The organism is Dryocola boscaweniae, from assembly GCF_025215095.1.
In the GTDB taxonomy this organism is placed as follows: Bacteria; Pseudomonadota; Gammaproteobacteria; order Enterobacterales; family Enterobacteriaceae; genus Dryocola; species Dryocola boscaweniae.
Map to the genome: position 1 here is coordinate 189,782 of NZ_JALHAP010000079.1, position 18,640 is coordinate 208,421.

12 protein-coding genes are annotated in these 18,640 nt (G+C 53.4%); all 12 read left to right on the forward strand.

Annotation, left to right across the window (positions count from 1 at the left end):
* Positions 1-92: 92 nt before the first annotated feature.
* The 12 genes from rppH to recD all read left to right on the forward strand — a co-directional run bounded on the left by rppH (position 93) and on the right by recD (position 18,617).
* Complete coding sequence (gene rppH, locus MUA00_RS13370) at positions 93-623, forward strand: RNA pyrophosphohydrolase (protein WP_034498067.1); 531 nt, start codon at positions 93-95, stop codon at positions 621-623.
* A 12-nt stretch (positions 624-635) separates the two neighbouring features.
* Positions 636-2,882, forward strand: a complete 2,247-nt coding sequence (gene ptsP, locus MUA00_RS13375; protein ID WP_271123531.1) for a phosphoenolpyruvate--protein phosphotransferase — start codon at positions 636-638, stop codon at positions 2,880-2,882.
* 171 nt (positions 2,883-3,053) lie between these two features.
* Positions 3,054-3,929 (forward strand): prolipoprotein diacylglyceryl transferase, encoded by an 876-nt coding sequence (lgt, locus tag MUA00_RS13380; RefSeq protein WP_271123642.1) that lies wholly within the window; start codon positions 3,054-3,056, stop codon positions 3,927-3,929.
* Between the two features lie 6 nt (positions 3,930-3,935).
* Positions 3,936-4,730 carry a thymidylate synthase gene (gene thyA, locus MUA00_RS13385; RefSeq protein WP_271123532.1) on the forward strand — a complete coding sequence of 265 codons (795 nt, stop codon included), beginning with the start codon at positions 3,936-3,938 and terminating at the stop codon, positions 4,728-4,730.
* A 129-nt stretch (positions 4,731-4,859) separates the two neighbouring features.
* Positions 4,860-5,387, forward strand: a complete 528-nt coding sequence (locus MUA00_RS13390) for a prepilin peptidase-dependent protein (protein ID WP_333780876.1) — start codon at positions 4,860-4,862, stop codon at positions 5,385-5,387.
* The gene (locus tag MUA00_RS13395) at positions 5,378-5,938 is read left to right on the forward strand and encodes a prepilin peptidase-dependent protein (RefSeq protein WP_271123533.1); all 561 of its coding nucleotides are present in this window, start codon (positions 5,378-5,380) and stop codon (positions 5,936-5,938) included. The genes MUA00_RS13390 and MUA00_RS13395 overlap by 10 nt, the downstream gene beginning before the upstream one ends.
* Positions 5,935-6,363 (forward strand): DUF2509 family protein, encoded by a 429-nt coding sequence (locus MUA00_RS13400; protein ID WP_271123534.1) that lies wholly within the window; start codon positions 5,935-5,937, stop codon positions 6,361-6,363. The genes MUA00_RS13395 and MUA00_RS13400 overlap by 4 nt, the downstream gene beginning before the upstream one ends.
* The gene (locus MUA00_RS13405; protein WP_271123535.1) at positions 6,345-6,686 is read left to right on the forward strand and encodes a prepilin-type N-terminal cleavage/methylation domain-containing protein; all 342 of its coding nucleotides are present in this window, start codon (positions 6,345-6,347) and stop codon (positions 6,684-6,686) included. Before MUA00_RS13400 ends, MUA00_RS13405 begins: the two co-directional genes overlap by 19 nt.
* A gap of 7 nt (positions 6,687-6,693) precedes the next feature.
* A complete protein-coding gene (gene recC, locus MUA00_RS13410) occupies positions 6,694-10,068 on the forward strand; it encodes an exodeoxyribonuclease V subunit gamma (protein WP_271123536.1) in 3,375 nt (1,124 codons plus the stop codon).
* Between the two features lie 155 nt (positions 10,069-10,223).
* Entirely contained in the window at positions 10,224-13,112 is a 2,889-nt protein-coding gene (ptrA, locus tag MUA00_RS13415; RefSeq protein ID WP_271123537.1) for a pitrilysin, read from the forward strand.
* Positions 13,113-13,242: 130 nt separating this feature from the next.
* Positions 13,243-16,785: an exodeoxyribonuclease V subunit beta gene (recB, locus tag MUA00_RS13420; RefSeq protein WP_271123538.1), complete on the forward strand. Its 3,543-nt coding sequence runs from the start codon at positions 13,243-13,245 to the stop codon at positions 16,783-16,785.
* The gene (recD, locus tag MUA00_RS13425; RefSeq protein WP_271123539.1) at positions 16,782-18,617 is read left to right on the forward strand and encodes an exodeoxyribonuclease V subunit alpha; all 1,836 of its coding nucleotides are present in this window, start codon (positions 16,782-16,784) and stop codon (positions 18,615-18,617) included. The genes recB and recD overlap by 4 nt, the downstream gene beginning before the upstream one ends.
* The last annotated feature ends 23 nt before the right edge of the window (positions 18,618-18,640 follow it).

Below are 18,640 nucleotides of genomic sequence, written 5' to 3' on the forward strand. Positions count from 1 at the left end.
TTATTAGTCACGGTTGTCTATCAAGAGTGGTTTACCGCCTGAGGCTTGTATGAAACAATCGCTGCAATCCAGGTTTTATTTGAGGTAGTCCGGTGATCGATGATGATGGCTACCGCCCGAATGTTGGTATTGTAATCTGTAATCGGCAAGGGCAGGTGATGTGGGCCAGACGTTTTGGTCAGCACTCCTGGCAGTTTCCGCAGGGTGGCATCAATCCAGGCGAATCCCCTGAGCAGGCGATGTACCGTGAGCTTTTTGAGGAAGTTGGTTTACAGCGAAAAGATGTCCGTATCCTCGCCTCGACCCGCAACTGGTTACGTTACAAATTACCGAAACGTTTGGTGCGTTGGGACACAAAGCCGGTTTGTATCGGCCAGAAACAAAAATGGTTTCTTTTGCAGTTGATTAGCTCTGATAACGACATCAATATGCAGACCAGCAGCACCCCGGAGTTTGATGGCTGGCGCTGGGTGAGCTATTGGTATCCAGTGCGTCAGGTTGTCTCCTTTAAACGCGATGTTTATCGTCGGGTGATGAAAGAGTTTGCCAGTGTCGTTATGCCGCTGCAGGAAGTTACGCCACCACGCAATAACGCGCCTGCATGGCGACGTAAAAGAGGTTAAGTCACGCAAAAAATGCTCACCCGTTTGCGAGAAATAGTTGAAAAGGTAGCCAGCGCCCCGCGCCTCAATGAGGCGCTGGATATCCTGGTTACGGATATCTGCCTTGCGATGGATACCGAGGTCTGCTCGGTTTATCTCGCAGATAGCGACCGCCGCTGCTACTATCTGATGGCAACGAAAGGGCTGAAAAAGCCGCGCGGACGCACCATTACCCTCGCATTTGATGAAGGCATTGTCGGGCTGGTTGGGCGACTTGCCGAACCCATTAACCTTGCGGATGCACAGAAACACCCCAGCTTTAAATACGTGCCAGCGGTAAAAGAGGAGCGTTTCCGCGCTTTCCTCGGAGTGCCTATCATCCAGCGACGCCAGTTGCTGGGTGTGCTGGTCGTCCAGCAACGTGAACACCGCCAGTACGACGAAAGCGAAGAGTCCTTCCTCGTTACCCTCGCCACGCAAATGGCGGGCATTCTTTCCCAGTCCCAGCTTGCAGCTTTGTTTGGCCAGTATCGCCAGACGAGAATTCGCGCGCTTCCCGCATCGCCGGGCGTTGCCATTGCCGAAGGCTGGATGGATTCCACGCTCCCGCTTATGGAGCAGGTATCTGAAGCATCAACGCTCGACACCACTCGCGAGCGTGAACGCCTCACCGCAGCTCTTGAAGAAGCCGCAAACGAATTTCGTCGCTACAGCAAACGTTTTGCGGCAGGCGCGCAGAAAGAAACCGCCGCTATTTTCGATCTTTACTCTCACCTGTTAACCGATGCCCGCCTGCGCCGAGAATTGTACGGCGAAGTGGATAAAGGCTCAGTCGCAGAGTGGGCGGTCAAAAAGGTCGTCGAGAAGTTTGCCGAACAATTTGCCAGCCTGTCGGACGGCTATCTGAAAGAGCGGGCAGGCGACCTGAGAACGCTTGGGCAACGCCTGCTTTTCCACCTTGATGACACTATTCAGGGGCCAAACACCTGGCCGGAACGTTTTATTCTGGTAGCCGATGAGCTTTCGGCGACCACGCTTGCGGAACTGCCGCAAAGCCGTCTTGCCGGTGTCGTGGTGCGCGACGGCGCAGCAAACTCCCATGCCGCCATTATGGTGCGTGCGTTAGGTATTCCGACGGTGATGGGAGCGGATATCCAGCCCTCGGTGCTGCATCGTCGCACGCTGGTGGTGGATGGCTATCGTGGCGAGCTGCTAGTCGATCCTGAACCGGTGCTGCTGCAGGAATATCAGCGGCTTATCAGCGAAGAAAACGAGCTAAGCCGCCTTGCGGAAGACGACGTAGAAATGCCTGCGGCGCTGAAAAGCGGCGAGCGAGTGCAGGTCATGCTCAACGCAGGACTTAGCCCGGAGCATGAAGAAAAGCTCGGCAGCCGAATCGACGGCATTGGGCTCTACCGCACCGAAATTCCCTTCATGCTGCAAAGCGGCTTCCCTTCTGAGGAAGAGCAGGTTGCCCAATATCAGGGCATGTTGCAGATGTTCAACGAGAAGCCAGTAACGCTGCGTACGCTCGATGTGGGGGCTGACAAACAGCTACCGTACATGCCAATCAGCGAAGAAAACCCCTGCCTTGGTTGGCGGGGGATCCGTATCACGCTCGACCAGCCAGAGATCTTCCTGGTACAGGTTCGCGCCATGCTGCGGGCGAACGCGGCTACAGGTAACTTAAGTATCCTGCTGCCGATGATCACAAGCCTGGATGAAGTGGACGAAGCGCGCCGTCTTATCGACAGAGCAGGGCGTGAAGTGGAAGAGGTGCTGGGTTACGCGCTGCCAAAACCCCGTTTGGGGGTGATGGTAGAAGTGCCTTCCATGGTCTTTATGATGGGGCACCTTGCCAGCCGGGTTGATTTTATTTCTGTCGGAACTAACGACCTGACGCAATATTTGCTGGCTGTCGATCGCAACAATACTCGTGTAGCCAGCCTGTACGACAGCCTGCATCCGGCGATGCTGCGCGTACTGCAACATATCGCCAGCGAAGCCGAACGCCACGGTATTGACCTGTGCCTGTGCGGTGAAATGGCGGGCGACCCAATGTGCGTTGCGTTGCTGGTGGGGATGGGATATCGCCATCTTTCCATGAATGGTCGCTCGGTCGCGCGCGTTAAATATCTGCTGCGTCACATAAACCTTGAAGAAGCAAAGCTGCTGGCAGCGCGCAGCCTTGAAGCTCAACTGGCAACGGAAGTTCGTCATCAGGTAGCTTCGTTCATGGAACGGCGCGGCATGGGCGGGCTGATTCGCGGCGGGCGCTAAAGCGCCTGGCCCCTTGTTGTAAGGCCGGTATTACATATCTTTTACAACTTCGCGGACTTAATCGGCGTGCCCTTTGTGCTATGATTCGGCGCTTTCGGAGCGCATCGGCACTGATGCGTACTTGCAACCTGCCGTCCATGAATGGTGGGATAACAATGGCTTGTGATGACTATGAATAGTGGCTATTTGCGGTTCCCTGAATTTGACCCGGTAATTTTTTCCGTCGGGCCGGTTTCCCTGCACTGGTACGGGATGATGTACCTGGTTGGTTTTGTTTTTGCCATGTGGCTGGCCGGACGCCGGGCCAACAAACCAGGAAGCGGCTGGACCAAAAATGAAGTAGAAAACCTGCTGTACGCGGGCTTCCTTGGGGTCTTCCTCGGTGGTCGTCTTGGTTACGTCTTCTTCTATAATCTGCCCACTTTCCTTGCCGATCCGCTTTACCTGTTTAAAGTCTGGGATGGCGGCATGTCCTTCCACGGCGGTCTGGTCGGTGTGATTTGCGTGATGATCTGGTTTGCGCGCCGTACTAAACGTACCTTCTTCCAGGTTGCTGACTTCATCGCCCCGCTGATTCCTTTCGGCCTGGGTGCGGGCCGTCTTGGCAACTTTATCAACGGCGAGCTTTGGGGCCGTGTCGATCCTTCTTTCCATTGGGCAATGCTGTTCCCGGGCTCGCGTAGTGAAGATATCGGTCTGCTGGCGACGCACCCGGAATGGCAGTCGCTGTTCAACACCTATGGTGTATTGCCGCGTCACCCTTCGCAGCTTTACGAGATGGTGCTCGAAGGCATCGTGCTGTTCATTATCCTCAATCTGTTTATCCGTAAACCGCGCCCAATGGGGTCGGTTTCTGGCCTGTTCCTGATTGGTTATGGCGCGTTCCGCATTATCGTTGAATTCTTCCGCCAGCCGGATGCCCAGTTTACCGGCGCATGGGTACAGTACATCAGCATGGGACAGATCCTCTCGATTCCGATGATCGTGGCCGGTGTGATTATGATGATTTGGGCTTATCGCCGTCGCCCGCAGCAACAGCTTTCGTGAGGTAGCATGCAACAGTATCTTGATTTGATGAAAAAAGTGCTTGAAGAAGGCACCCCTAAAAATGACCGCACCGGTACCGGCACGCTGTCGATTTTCGGGCATCAGATGCGTTTTAATTTGCAGGAAGGTTTCCCGCTGGTTACCACGAAACGTTGCCATTTACGCTCCATAATCCATGAGCTGCTGTGGTTCCTGAAAGGCGACACAAACATAGCCTATCTGCGTGAAAACAAGGTTACCATCTGGGATGAATGGGCAGATGATAACGGCGATCTTGGGCCGGTTTATGGTAAACAATGGCGCACCTGGGCTACGCCCGATGGCCGCCACATTGACCAGCTCACGACGGTGCTTAACCAGTTGAAAAACGATCCTGACTCACGTCGCATCATCGTTTCTGCCTGGAACGTGGGAGAGTTGGACAAAATGGCGCTGGCGCCCTGCCATGCTTTCTTCCAGTTCTATGTGGCCGATGGCAAACTCTCATGCCAGCTTTACCAGCGCTCCTGCGACATCTTCCTTGGCCTGCCGTTTAACATCGCAAGCTATGCGCTGCTGGTGCATATGATGGCGCAGCAGTGCTCTCTGGAAGTGGGCGATTTTGTCTGGACTGGCGGCGACACTCACCTGTACAGCAATCACCTTGAGCAGACCAGACTGCAGTTAACCCGCGAACCGCGTGCGCTGCCAAAACTGGTTATCAAGCGTAAGCCTGAATCCCTGTTCGATTACCGCTTCGAAGACTTTGAGATTGAGGGTTACGATCCGCATCCCGCCATCAAGGCACCTGTCGCAATCTAACGTCGACAGACTGACACAACCGGCGCTTCTGTGCGCCGGTTTTTTTTGCCCTCGGTTTAGTCTTTCGAATTCCCTTCCAGTACGAATGTAACCTGCTGCAAATAAAGATTTTTTTACCGGCATATCTCGATGAAACGTGATCTCCGTATGGCAGATACTTTTAGCGCCGGGCACACTCTCGCCATGAAAAAAATGCAGCGTGGTTTTAGCCTTATGGAGGTTTTGCTGGTCATGGTGATTATCGTGGCGTTGAGCGCGGGCGGCATCTATGGCTGGCAGAAATGGCAGCAACAGCAGCGATTGTGGATAACCGTACAGCAGGTGCGAAACCTTCTGCAGCAACTGCGCAGCGACGCTAACTGGAAAAACATAGACCACCTGCTCAGGCTAACCCATTCGGATACAAGATGGTGCCTGTCGAGTCGCCTTGCCGCAGATACGCAATGCGCAGATGCATCTCGCTGGCAGCTTGCACAGCCTTTTGCCGAAGTCGAACTCGTTGAAATGACTGCGGGGCTGGGTTTTTACGGCATACGGAACACGGCGTGGCCTGGCCACCTGGTTGTGCGGAGCCCTGCCGGTGAGTGGCATATCATTCTTTCTGCGTGGGGGCGCATTCGCACCTGTAAAGCCAGCGAGGCTAAAAAATGCAGTTGAATCAAAGAGGGTTTACCTTACTGGAAACATTAATCGCCATGGCTTTGAGTAGCGTGGTGTTGCTTAGCGCCGGGCGACTTTTTCCCGCTCTCCAGCGTGGCGTGCTGTTGCAATATCAGAAAGAAAATTTGCATGAATCGCTCTGGCAACTGGTTTTTAGCATAGGGAAAAACTTGCAGCGGGCGGGTTATTGCCACGGCACATGTACCGGAAAGGGCTTAACGCTCATCAAAGGCGGGGAATGTGTACTGGTGCGGTGGGATATAAACGGTAACGGGCGCTGGGAGCCTCCCGGGCACGCAGAAGCCGAGGTCACTGGATTTCGGCTAAGAAATGGCAGCCTTGAAACTCTAAAAGGGGCGGCTACCTGCGAGGGCAGCGGCTGGGAGAAAATAACGGATCCGGAAATCGTGGTGATAAATCATTTCTCAGTAACACAGTTATTCCGTAATTCTTTACAGCCGCTGCTGGAAATTCAGCTTAGCGCTTCGTTGAAAGGAGGAGCTCAGCCCGTCTCGTTAAGGCATATCGTTGTGGGGTACAACTTGTGAAAAACCTCCAGCGAGGCAGCAGCTCTCTGGCATTTGTGTTGCTGCTTTTGTCCTTAGGCATACTGATGCTCAACGGGCTGCAACAGCAGCTAAACCAGCAGCGAAAGGCTATTGCCAGCGAAATTAGCTTTCTAAAATACTATGTCGGCGCCGTTTCCGCGCTAGCCTGGGGAGGACAGCAACGCTGGCAGGCAACCAGGCAATGGCAGTGCCAGCAGCAAGGAAAGGAATGGCGAGCTTGCGTCCTGTTAACAGAAAAAGGAGATACGTTAATGGCGGCTCAGAAGCTTCCTGGGCAGGATCAACTCCCGCTTACGCTGTGGCGCTGGGGAAGCCTTGAGGATTCTCGCTGGCGTGCTGCAGCTCATGGTTGGCTCGATTTCTGTCCCATCAGGGAGGATGCTCAGTGCCAGCTTCCACAGTGAAAGCAAAACAAAGTGGCTTTAGCCTGCCTGAAGTGCTGTGTTCTCTGGCGCTTTTTGCCGTGGTGATGATGGCATTACTCGGTTACCACCGGGTTCTGCAACAAGGATTTCAGGCCCAATGGCAGTTCCGATACCTGTGGCGACTGGCTGTTGAAATGAGCGAACCCCTGGTACCGGATCCGCTACCCGAGTGGAAAGTCATCAGACAGCAGACATCTGAGGCAGGATGTGTCAGCATCGCCGTTACTATTACCAGCCCTGCGGGGCGTTCCGGGCAGCTATCGCGTCTGCATTGCCCGCAGGAAGAGAAAAGTCAGGAGTAGCGATTCTATGTTGCGTGTTTACCATTCCAACCGCCTTGATGTCCTCGAAGCCATCATGGAATTTATTGTGGAAGGGCAGCCTCTTCCCGATCCGTTCCAGCCAGAGGTAGTGCTTGTACAGAGCGCGGGGATGGCGCAATGGCTACAAATGACGCTGGCACAAAAGTTTGGTATTGCTGCCAACATAGCGTTTCCGCTTCCGGCAAGCTTTATTTGGGATATGTTCGTCCGCGTTCTGCCGGACGTGCCTGAGGAGAGTGCGTTTAACAAACAGAGCATGAGCTGGAAACTCATGAAGCTGATTCCCGATATGCTCGAAAAGCCGGAGTTTGTTCTGCTGCTGCACTATCTGAAAGAAGATGAGCATGGTCGAAAGCTCTTCCAGCTTGCTTCACGCATCGCGGATCTCTATGACCAGTATCTCGTATATCGTCCCGACTGGTTAAGTAAATGGGAGAGGGGAGAGTTAGTGGAAAATGCGGGTGATGCGCAGCTTTGGCAGGCGCCGCTGTGGGCAGCACTTGTGCAACATACCCGTGAGCTCGGTCAGCCAGAATGGCACCGTGCGAACCTTTATCAGCGATTTATCAGTACCCTGGAAAAGAGCGACGAATGCCCGGCCGGTCTGCCTCCACGGGTCTTTATTTGTGGCATTTCTGCCTTGCCGCCTGTTTATCTCCAGGCCCTTCAGGCGCTGGGTAAACATATTGATGTCCATCTTTTGTTTACCAACCCTTGTCGTTATTACTGGGGTGATATTAAAGATCCGTCATATCTTGCGCGGTTGTTAAGCCGTCGGCGTCGCAGCCATTATCAGGCAGATAATTCATTGCCATTATTTAAGGATAATCAGACGGCTTTCTCTCTCTTTAACGATGACGGGGAGCAGGACGTAGGCAATCCAATGCTGGCTTCGTGGGGAAAGCTGGGCCGTGATTATACTTTCCTGCTGGCGGAGCTCGAGCAGTTTGAAGAGATTGACGTGTTTGTGGACATTGAGCCGGATAACCTGCTGCACAGCCTGCAGTATGATCTGCTTGAGCTACAAAACAATGCCGTTACGGGATTAACGGAAGAAGATTACTCGCATAGTCATAACAAAAGAAGGCTGGATCCCAACGATCGCTCTATCACGTTTCACGAATGTCACAGCCCACAGCGAGAAGTGGAGGTGCTCTACGATCAGCTACTGGCAATGCTGGATGCCGATCCTTCGCTGACACCGCGCGACATCATCGTCATGGTTGCGGATATCGACAGCTACAGCCCGTTTATTCAGGCTGTTTTCGGTAACGCCGCATCAGACCGCAGGCTACCTTTTGCTATTTCCGACCGGCGTGCAAGCCAGGCGCATCCTGCGCTCCAGGCCTTTATCTCTTTGCTTTCCCTGCCGACCAGCCGCTTTATGGCAGAAGATGTACTGGCTTTGCTCGAAGTGCCTGCTCTTGCAGCACGCTTTGCCATCAACGAAGAAGGTCTTCGCTATTTACGGCAGTGGGTGAATGAATCGGGCGTGCGCTGGGGCATTGATGACGACAACGTGCTCGAATTTGATCTACCGGTTACCGGGCAACACACCTGGCGTTTCGGCTTAACCCGCATGCTTTTGGGTTATGCGATGGACAGTAAGGCGGGTGAATGGCAATCCGTTCTGCCTTATGACGAATCCAGCGGTTTAATCGCTGAACTGGTGGGGCAACTGGCTGAGCTGCTGATGCAGCTCAATCGCTGGCGGCAGGCGCTTTGCGCTGAAAGGCTGCTTTCTGAATGGGTGCCGGTATGCCGTGAAATGCTTGATTGTTTCTTCCTGCCGGACAAAGACACTGAGGCGGCATTGGCGCTTATTGAAAAGCAATGGCAGGAAATAATTAAGCACGGTCTGGATGCCCATTACCAGCAAGCTGTCCCCCTCAGGTTATTGCATGACGAACTGGCTCAACGGCTTAATCAGGAACGAATCAGCCCGCGTTTCCTTGCAGGGCCGGTAAACTTTTGTACTCTGATGCCGATGCGTTCTATTCCCTTCAAGGTTGTTTGCCTGTTGGGCATGAACGATGGCGTTTATCCGCGCACGGTGGCGCCGCTTGGCTTCGACCTGATGAGTCAAAAACCACAGCGTGGCGACCGTAGCCGTCGTGACGACGACCGCTACCTTTTCCTGGAAGCCTTAAATTCGGCCGAGCAACGCTTTTATATCAGCTATATCGGGCGTTCTATCCAGGATAACAGTAAGCGTTATCCATCCGTACTGGTCGAAGAGCTGCTTAATTACATAGCCCAAAGCCATTGCCTGCCGCAGGATTCCTCGCGTACCTGCGATGAAAGCGGCGAAGGCGTAAAAGCACATCTCATTTACCAACACAGCCGCACCCCGTTTGATGCAAGTAACTTTATGCCCGTCTCCCATGAGCAAAGCTATGCCAGTGAATGGCTTCCGGCTGCCTGCGAGCAAGGAGAGGTTCATCCGCCGTTTATCCAGGTATTACAGGACAAAGTCCGGGAAGAAATTACTCTGGAGCAACTGCAGCGATTCTGGCGGCATCCGGTACGAGCTTTCTTTCAGATGCGACTGGGAATTAATTTCTGGCTTGATAAAACAGAGCTGCCGGATGCTGAACCTTTTACGCTCGATAGCCTCGAACGTTTCCAGATGAATCAGCAGCTACTCAATACCCTGATTGTTGGCGACGATCCACAACTGCTATTTCGCCGCTATCGTGCAGCCGGAGCTCTGCCGTATGGGGCCTTTGGTGAAATTGTTTGGGAAAACCAGTTAACAGAAATGGAAGAACTGTCCGCAAAAGTGATAGCTGAGCGGCAAAATGGCGCAAGCCTTGAAGTTGATTTAACGCTGGCGGGAACAAGACTGGTAGGGTGGTTGTCGGATGTTCAGTCTGACGGTTTGCTGCGCTGGCGTCCTTCCGTTCTGAACGTCGCCCATGGCATGCAGTTATGGGTAGAGCATATTGTCTGGTGCGCCATGGGTGGGGTTGGGAGCAGCCGAATGTACGGGCGAAAATCTTCCGCATGGAATTTCCCGTCTCTGGACGTTGAGCAGGCCAAAAGCTATTTATTGCAACTTATTGATGGTTATCGGGAAGGATTAAACCAGCCGCTTCTGCTGCTACCAAATAGTGGTGGTGCGTGGATAAAAGCCTGTTATGACCCGGTAAATGATGCCATTTTATGGGATGAACAAACGCAGCAGAAAGCTAAAAGCAGGCTGTTGGCGGCATGGGAGGGTAACCAAATGGTAGAAGGCGAAGGCGCTGATATCTGGTTACAGCGTTTATACCGCACGCTGGATAATGACTACTATGAAGCCGTTATTCGTGAGGCCGAGCGTTACCTGTTACCGCTGTTTCGATTCAACCGTTCATAAATAAATAGTATAAAAATTGCACAGCCCGGTAAGTTCATCTATGATGCGCAACTTGCTCAGGGGTGGCGAAAAAAGTAACAACTAAAAGAGCGTGATACCTTAAAAGTTGTTAATGATGAGAGAGTTAGGAAGTTTCGTGATTATGAGGTTCGTGAATGCCTAAATGCAGCACCTGGTTCAAACCGCTTTTCTTGTTAGTTGCTCTTTGGGCACCATTAAGTCAGGCAGACACGGGCTGGCAGCCCCTCCAGGAAACCATCCGTAAAAGCGATAAGGATAATCGCCAGTATCAGGCAGTGCGTCTGGATAACCATATGACAGTCTTGCTGGTCTCCGACCCGCAGGCGGTGAAATCCTTGTCTGCGCTGGTTGTGCCTGTAGGATCGCTTGAAGACCCTGACGATCATCTGGGACTCGCACACTACCTCGAACATATGACGCTGATGGGCTCAAAGAAATATCCCGAGCCGGACAGCCTGTCTGAATTTCTTAAAAAGCACGGCGGCAGCCATAACGCCAGTACCGCGACTTACCGCACCGCATTTTATATGGAAGTTGAAAATGATGCGCTGGCGGGTGCCGTCGATCGTCTGGCCGACGCCATCGCCGAACCTAATCTGGCTGCGGAATACGCCGAACGTGAGCGTAACGCAGTCAACGCAGAATTAACGCTGGCTCGTGCTCGTGACGGTATGCGTATGGCGCAAGTCAGTGCAGAGACGCTTAATCCTGCGCACCCCGGTTCGCGTTTTTCAGGCGGCAACCTCGAAACTTTGCGCGATAAGCCGGGCAGCAAGCTGCTTGATGCGCTGGTGGCGTTTCGCAATCAATACTATTCCGCCAACCTGATGAAAGCTGTCATCTACAGTAATAAGCCTTTGCCTGAACTGGCAAAAATCGCTGTGGATACCTACGGACGCGTGCCCGATAAAAGTATTGAAAAACCGGTTATCACTGTTCCTGTGGTGACGGACGCCCAGAAGGGCATCATCATTCACTATGTGCCGGCGCTGCCGCGCAAAGTACTGCGCGTCGAATTCCGTATAGATAACAACAGCGATAAATTCCGCAGCAAAACCGATGAGCTGATTGGCTACCTGATTGGCAATCGCAGCGAGAATACCTTATCCGACTGGCTGCAAAAGCAGGGGCTGGCAGACAGCATCCGTGCGGATTCCGATCCGTTAATCAACGGCAATAGCGGCGTGTTTGCTATATCCGTTTCTTTAACGGACAAAGGCCTTGCGCAGCGTGATGAAGTCGTTGCGGCTATTTTCAGCTACCTGAATAATCTGCGTCAGAACGGGGTGGATAAACGCTACTTCGACGAACTGGCGCACGTGCTGGATCTGGATTTCCGATATCCCTCTATTAACCGTGATATGGACTATGTGGAGTGGTTAGCGGACACCATGCTGCGTGTGCCGGTTGAACATACACTCGATGCGGTAAATATTGCCGACCAGTTTGATCCTGCAGCCATCAAAGAACGGCTGGATATGATGACGCCGCAAAACGCGCGTATCTGGTATATCAGCCCGAAAGAACCGCACAATAAAACCGCTTATTTTGTCGATGCGCCGTATCAGGTCGACAAAATCAGCGAACAGACATTTGCCGACTGGCAGCAGAAAGCCGCTGCGATCAACCTTACCCTGCCGCAGTTGAATCCGTATATTCCGGACGATTTCACCCTGATCAAACCGGAAAAAACCTATGCCCATCCGGAACTGTTGGTTAAAGAACCGGGCCTGCGCGTGCTCTATATGCCGAGCAAATATTTCGGCCTTGAACCAAAAGCCGACGTGACTATGGTGCTGCGTAATCCGCAGGCGATGGATAGCGCTAAAAACCAGGTTCTGTTCGCCCTAAACGATTACCTGGCCGGTATCGCGCTGGATGAATTAAGTAATCAGGCGGCCATTGGCGGCATCAGTTTTTCAACCAACGCGAATAGCGGATTAATGGTTAATGCCAATGGCTATACGCAACGTTTGCCGCAACTGTTTGAAGCGTTGTTGAAGGGATATTTTTCTTATACCCCAACGCAGGAACAGCTTATTCAGGCGAAGTCCTGGTATGCGCAAATGATGGACTCAGCGGATAAAGGTAAAGCGTACGACCAGGCTATTATGCCAATCCAGATGGTTTCTCAGGTCCCTTACTTCCAGCGTGAAGCGCGTCGCGCCCTGCTGCCAGAAATAACGTTGCAGGACGTTATTTCCTACCGCGATACGTTAAAAAATAACGCTAAACCCGAATTCCTGGTGTTAGGCAACATGGCGCCGGCTCAAGCTAAAACGCTGGCGCACCGGGTTCAAAGCCAGCTAGCTGCCAGAGGTAACGAGTGGTGCCGCAACAAAGATGTGCTGGTCGATAAACAGACTCTTGCGATGTTTGAGAAAACCGGGAGCAGCACAGATTCTGCCCTGGCCGCAGTATATGTCCCTAAAGGTTACGACGAGACTGTCAGCACAGCTTATAGCTCGATGCTTGGACAGATCATTCAGCCGTGGTTCTACAACCAGTTGCGTACTCAGGAACAACTGGGTTATGCAGTGTTCGCCTTCCCGATGTCCGTTGGACGCCAATGGGGAGTTGGTTTCCTGCTGCAAAGTAGCGATAAGCAACCGGCTTATCTTTATGAGCGCTTTAAGGCCTTTTATCCGGTTGCAGAACAAAAGTTACGTTCTATGAGCGCGGATGATTTTGCCCAGATGCAGCAAGGTGTTATCAGCGAAATGATGCAGGCACCGCAGACTTTGTCTCAGGAGGCTTCGCAGTTGAGCAAAGATTTTGACAGAGGAAACCTGGCCTTTGATTCGCGTGATAAAGTAGTCGCCGAAATTAAAAAGCTGACTCCACAAAAACTGGCGGATTTCTTCCATCAGGCGGTGGTTGAACCTCAGGGCGCGGCAATGTTGTCGCAGGTTTCCGGCAGCCATAACGGCAAAGCGGAATATGCCATGCCAAAAGGGTGGAAAACCTGGGAGGGGGTCAGCAATCTGCAACAATCGTTGCCGCTTATAGACGCTATACCCTAAATAATTCGAGTTGCAGCCAGGCTGCAAGGGAGCTCATCACGGGGCGCTTACTCAGGTAAGTGCCTGGCAAGCGAGTACAGCCAACGCCCTGCAGCTTGAAGAATGACGGGAATAAATAAAGTGAGAGATAATGACCGACACCGCTCAGCCCCTTGATCCACTAAGCTTGCCGCTCATCGGTGAGCGCCTGATTGAAGCTTCTGCCGGTACCGGAAAAACATTCACCATAGCGGCATTGTATTTACGATTACTGTTGGGGCTGGGGGAAAGCGCCGCTTTTCCTCGCCCGCTCGGTGTTGAAGAGTTGCTGGTCGTGACCTTTACCGAAGCGGCCACGGAAGAACTGCGTGGCCGTATTCGCGCCAATATTCATGAGCTGCGCATCGCCTGTGTGCGCAACCACACTGAAAATCCTCTCCTTTCACAACTGCTGGACCAAATTCCCGACAAACATCAGGCGGCGCAAATTTTGCGGCTGGCGGAACAGCAGATGGACGAGGCCGCTATTTTCACTATCCATGGTTTTTGCCAGCGGATGCTAAGCCTTAACGCCTTTGAGTCAGGCATGCTTTTCGAGCAACAGCTCATTGAAGATGAATCCCTGCTGCGCCGGCATGCCTGCGCTGACTTCTGGCGTCGTCACTGTTATCCGTTGCCTAAACCTGTAGCGCAGGCGATGAGCGAGCATTGGTCTGGTCCTGAGGATTTGCTGTGCGACATCAATAGCTGGTTGCAGGGGGAGCAGCCCGCGCTGAAACAGCCTCCGGCAGATAATGAAACGCTGATTGCGCGTCACGAAAAGATTGTTGCCGCCATTGATAACGTGAAAGCGCAATGGCAGGCTGCGGCAGAAGAGATCGCGGCCATTATTGACCAGTCCGGCGTCGACAGACGAAGCTACAGCAGCAAAAACCTGCCCAACTGGCTTAACATCATTGGCGAATGGGCGCAGACATCCACAAGCAGCTATCAGTTACCGGATGCGTTAAGCCGTTTTTCACAGGCGACGCTTGATGAGAAAACCAAAAAAGGCGAGCCGCCGCGCCATGCCGTCTTTAACGAAATAGCTGCTCTACTGGCAGAGCCCCTGACGCTTCGCGATCTGGTTATTGCACGTGCCATGGCAGAAATTCGCTATATCGTACAGCAGGAAAAGCGTCGTCGAGGCGAGTTGGGTTTTGACGATATGCTTAGCCGTCTTGATGAAGCCTTACGTCAACCGGGCGGTGAGGTTCTGGCCGCAGCGATTCGGGCCCGTTTTCCGGTGGCGATGATCGATGAATTCCAGGATACCGACCCGCAGCAATATCGTATTTTCCATCGGCTTTATGCCAACCAGCCAGAAACCGCGCTGCTGCTGATTGGCGATCCCAAGCAGGCGATTTATGCTTTCCGCGGCGCGGACATTTTCACCTACATGAAAGCGCGCCACGAGGTAAGCAATCATTATACGCTGGACACCAACTGGCGCTCGTCTCCATCGATGATAGCCAGCGTGAACACGTTATTTAGTCAGGTTGAAAACCCCTTTTTATTCCGCCAGATACCTTTCTTATCGGTAAAAGCCGCGCCTAAAAACAGCGGCCTGCGATTTACCGTTCGGGATGAGACATTAGCGGCGATGTCGCTGTGGTTGCAGCCGGGAGATGGCTGCGGTGTGAGTGATTACCAACAAGCCATGGCGATGCAGTGCGCACAGCAAATCCGTGACTGGCTAGCCGCGGGGCTTCGTGGTGACGCCCTGCTTTGGGAAGGCGACAAATCCCGCCCGGTGCAGGCATCCGATATCACGATTCTTGTGCGCAGCAGAGGCGAGGCGGCAATAGTTTGTGAGGCGCTGGGCGGGTTGAATATCCCTTCGGTTTATCTCTCGAATCGCGATTCTGTATTCGCCACGCCGGAAGCCCGCGAGCTGCTATGGATTTTGCAGGCGGTGCTGGCGCCGGAAATAGAATCTACGCTGCGTAGCGCTATGGCGACCAGCGTCTTAGGGCTGGATGCGCAGCGTATTGAAGCGCTGAATGAAGACGAGGAAGCCTGGGACCGGCTGGTGGAAGAGTTTACCGGCTACCGGCAAATTTGGTTCCGTCGGGGCGTGATGCCGATGCTGCGCACTTTGATGGCCGCACGCCAGGTTGCAGAAAATCTACTGGCGACGCCCGGGGGCGAAAGACGTCTGACGGATATTTTGCACATCAGCGAACTGCTGCAGGAAGCGGCTTCGCAGGCCGACAGCGAACATGCGTTAGTTCGCTGGCTTGCGCAGCAAATCGCGGAACCTAACAGCAGCGCCTCCAGTCAACAACTGCGTCTTGAAAGCGATAAACACCTGGTTCAGGTTGTCACCATTCACAAGTCCAAAGGGCTTGAGTATCCGTTAGTCTGGCTGCCTTTTATCGCCAATTTCCGGCCGCAGAGCAGCGGTTTGTATCACGATCGCACCACATTTACCTCGTTACTGGACTTAAGCAATAACGAAGAAAGCATGAGCCTTGCGGAAGAGGAACGGCTCGCAGAAGATTTGCGCTTGCTGTACGTGGCGCTAACCCGTTCTGTCTGGCATTGCAGTGTTGGCGTTGCTCCTCTTTTTCGCGGTACACGTGCCAAAAAAGGGACCAGCGATCTGCACCTTAGTGCGCTGGGTTACCTGCTGCAAAAAGGTGAAGCTCAGGATGCTGCAGGTCTGCAGGCATGTCTTGAGGCGTTAGCCTGTGAGGCGATTAGCGTGGAGTCGCTAAGGCAAAAAGATCCGCAACCCTGGCAGCCCGTTGCGGTTAAGCGGCCGGAACTGAGCGCGCGCGTATTGCAACGGAGCATCTCTGATAACTGGCAGGTGACCAGCTATTCCGGCCTGCAACAGCATGGTCAGAGTGTGGCGCTGGATTTATTACCGCGTCTTGATGTGGACGCTGCGGGGGCCGAACAGCAGAAAAGTGAGCCATTACTAACTCCTCACTCCTTCCCACGCGGCGCGGCGCCCGGCACATTCCTGCACAGCCTGTTTGAAGACATTGATTTTACCCAGCCGCTTGATGAAGCATGGCTTGCCGAGGCGTTGACCCTGCAGGGATTTGGCGAGCGCTGGCAGCCCGTTCTTAGCGGCTGGCTACGCGAGATTTTGCAGGCGCCTTTAAATGAAACGGGTGTTTCGCTTAACCAACTGAAACCAAAAGAAAAGCAGGTGGAGCTTGAGTTTTATCTGCCTATTGAAACAGATCTGCGTGCCGAGGTGCTGGATAAACTCATTCGCGAATACGATCCGCTTTCGGCGGGTTGCCCGCCGCTGGATTTCCGACAGGTGCGAGGCATGCTCAAGGGCTTTATCGATCTGGTGTTTCGCTGGCAGGGGCGCTATTACCTGCTGGATTACAAATCAAACTGGTTAGGCGAAGATAGCCAGGCTTATACCCGGCAGGCGATGGCGGGGGCAATGCAATCTCATCGTTACGACCTGCAGTATCAACTGTACACTTTGGCGCTGCACCGTTATCTGCGCCATCGCATCCGCGATTATGATTACGAAACCCATTTTGGCGGGGTGATTTATCTCTTCCTGCGTGGCGTAGAAGGCAACGGTTCTTCACAAGGGATTTTTTCTACTCGTCCTGATGCCGAACTGATTACGAAAATGGATGCTTTATTTGCCGGTACTCAAGAAGAGGTGATGCCATGAAAATGTCGCAATGGTTGCAGCAGGCGGTCGAACAAAAGCTGCTCCGCGCGCTGGACGCCCAGTTTGCCATGATGGTTGCCAATGATGAGCAACCGGCTGTGATGCTGGCTGCCGCGTTGGTGAGCCATGATGCGGGCGAAGGCCATGTTTGCCTGCCGCTCGCCCGGCTTACGCCTGAATATTGCTTTGTAGGGCGACAATCAGAACTGCCGGAGCAACTGTTTGCCGCTGCGGGCGAGGTAAGCGACTGGAAAAATACGCTGCTGCTTTCACATGCGGTAAGCGTAAACGACGACGCCACGCCGCTGAAACTGATAGGCGATCGGCTTTATCTTAATCGGATGTGGCAAAGCGAGCGCTCCGTGGCGCAATTCTTCGGTACTGAAAACCGCCCGATGCCGATGGATGAACAGCAGCTTGCCGCTGTACTTAACCATCTTTTCGAGCCAACGAATGATATCGACTGGCAGAAAGTTGCGGCGGCGGTCGCACTGACAAGAAGGATTTCCGTGATTTCCGGCGGGCCGGGCACGGGAAAAACGACAACGGTTGCCAAACTTCTTGCGGCCCTGGTTCAGCTTTCCGGCGAAAGCCCGTTACGTATTCAGCTCGCGGCGCCTACGGGGAAAGCGGCGGCTCGTTTAACGGAATCGCTCGGTTCGGCGCTGCGTCGTTTACCCCTTAGCGATAAACAAAAAGAAGCTTTGCCGGATGATGCCTGTACGCTGCACCGCCTGCTGGGCGTGCAGCCGAACAGCCAGCGTCTGCGCTATCACGCCGGAAACCCGCTCCACCTGGATGTGCTGGTAGTGGATGAAGCTTCGATGGTGGATTTGCCGATGATGGCGAAAGTCATCGACGCGCTGCCGGCCCATGCGCGCGTGATTTTCCTTGGCGATCGCGACCAGCTTGCATCCGTTGAAGCCGGAGCCGTGCTGGGAGATATCTGCCATTACGTGACGTATGGCTATTCCGCCGCACGTGCGCAGGAACTGAGCCGTATTACGGATTATTTAATTCCCGCCGGGAAGAGTGAACATGCCAGCACATTGTGCGATGGCTTATGTTTGCTGCAGAAAAGCTATCGCTTCGACAGCCAGTCCGGCATTGGGCAACTCGCTTTCGCCGTGAATGCCAGCGATGCGCGTCAGGCTCAGGCAACTTTCAGCCTGGGTTTTACCGATATAACAAAACAGCCGCTGCGTGAAAGCAATGACTACGGGGCGATGATTGCGGACGCGCTGGAAGGCTACAGCGCCTACCTTGAATTAATGCGTAAACAGGCTGAACCCGAGCTGATTCTTGAAGCGTTTGGGCGTTACCAGCTTTTATGCGCGCTACGGGAAGGGCCGTTTGGCGTTAGCGGTTTGAATGAAAGGGTCGAACACGCGTTGTTGAATAAGCGCCTGATCGCAAGGCCGAAGCCCGCTTCATCACGCTGGTACAGCGGACGCCCGATTATGATCACCCGTAACGACAGCACGTTGGGGCTATTTAACGGCGACATCGGTATTGCGCTGGAAAGAGGGGAAGGGCTACGCGTCTGGTTTTCTCTGCCGGATGGTACGGTGAAATCAGTGCAGCCCAGCCGTTTGCCGGATCATGACACCGCATTTGCTATGACGGTGCACAAATCGCAGGGATCTGAATTTGATCATGCGGCGCTGGTGCTGCCGAATCAGTTCACACCGGTTGTGACCCGCGAGCTGGTTTATACCGCCATTACGCGTGCGCGCAGGCGGTTATCCTTGTATGCCGATGACCGCGTGCTTGAAAAAGCGATTATGACGCGTACTGAAAGACGCAGCGGTTTGATTGACGGGTTTAACTAGTTTTTGTAAGGCGGGCGAGCCTG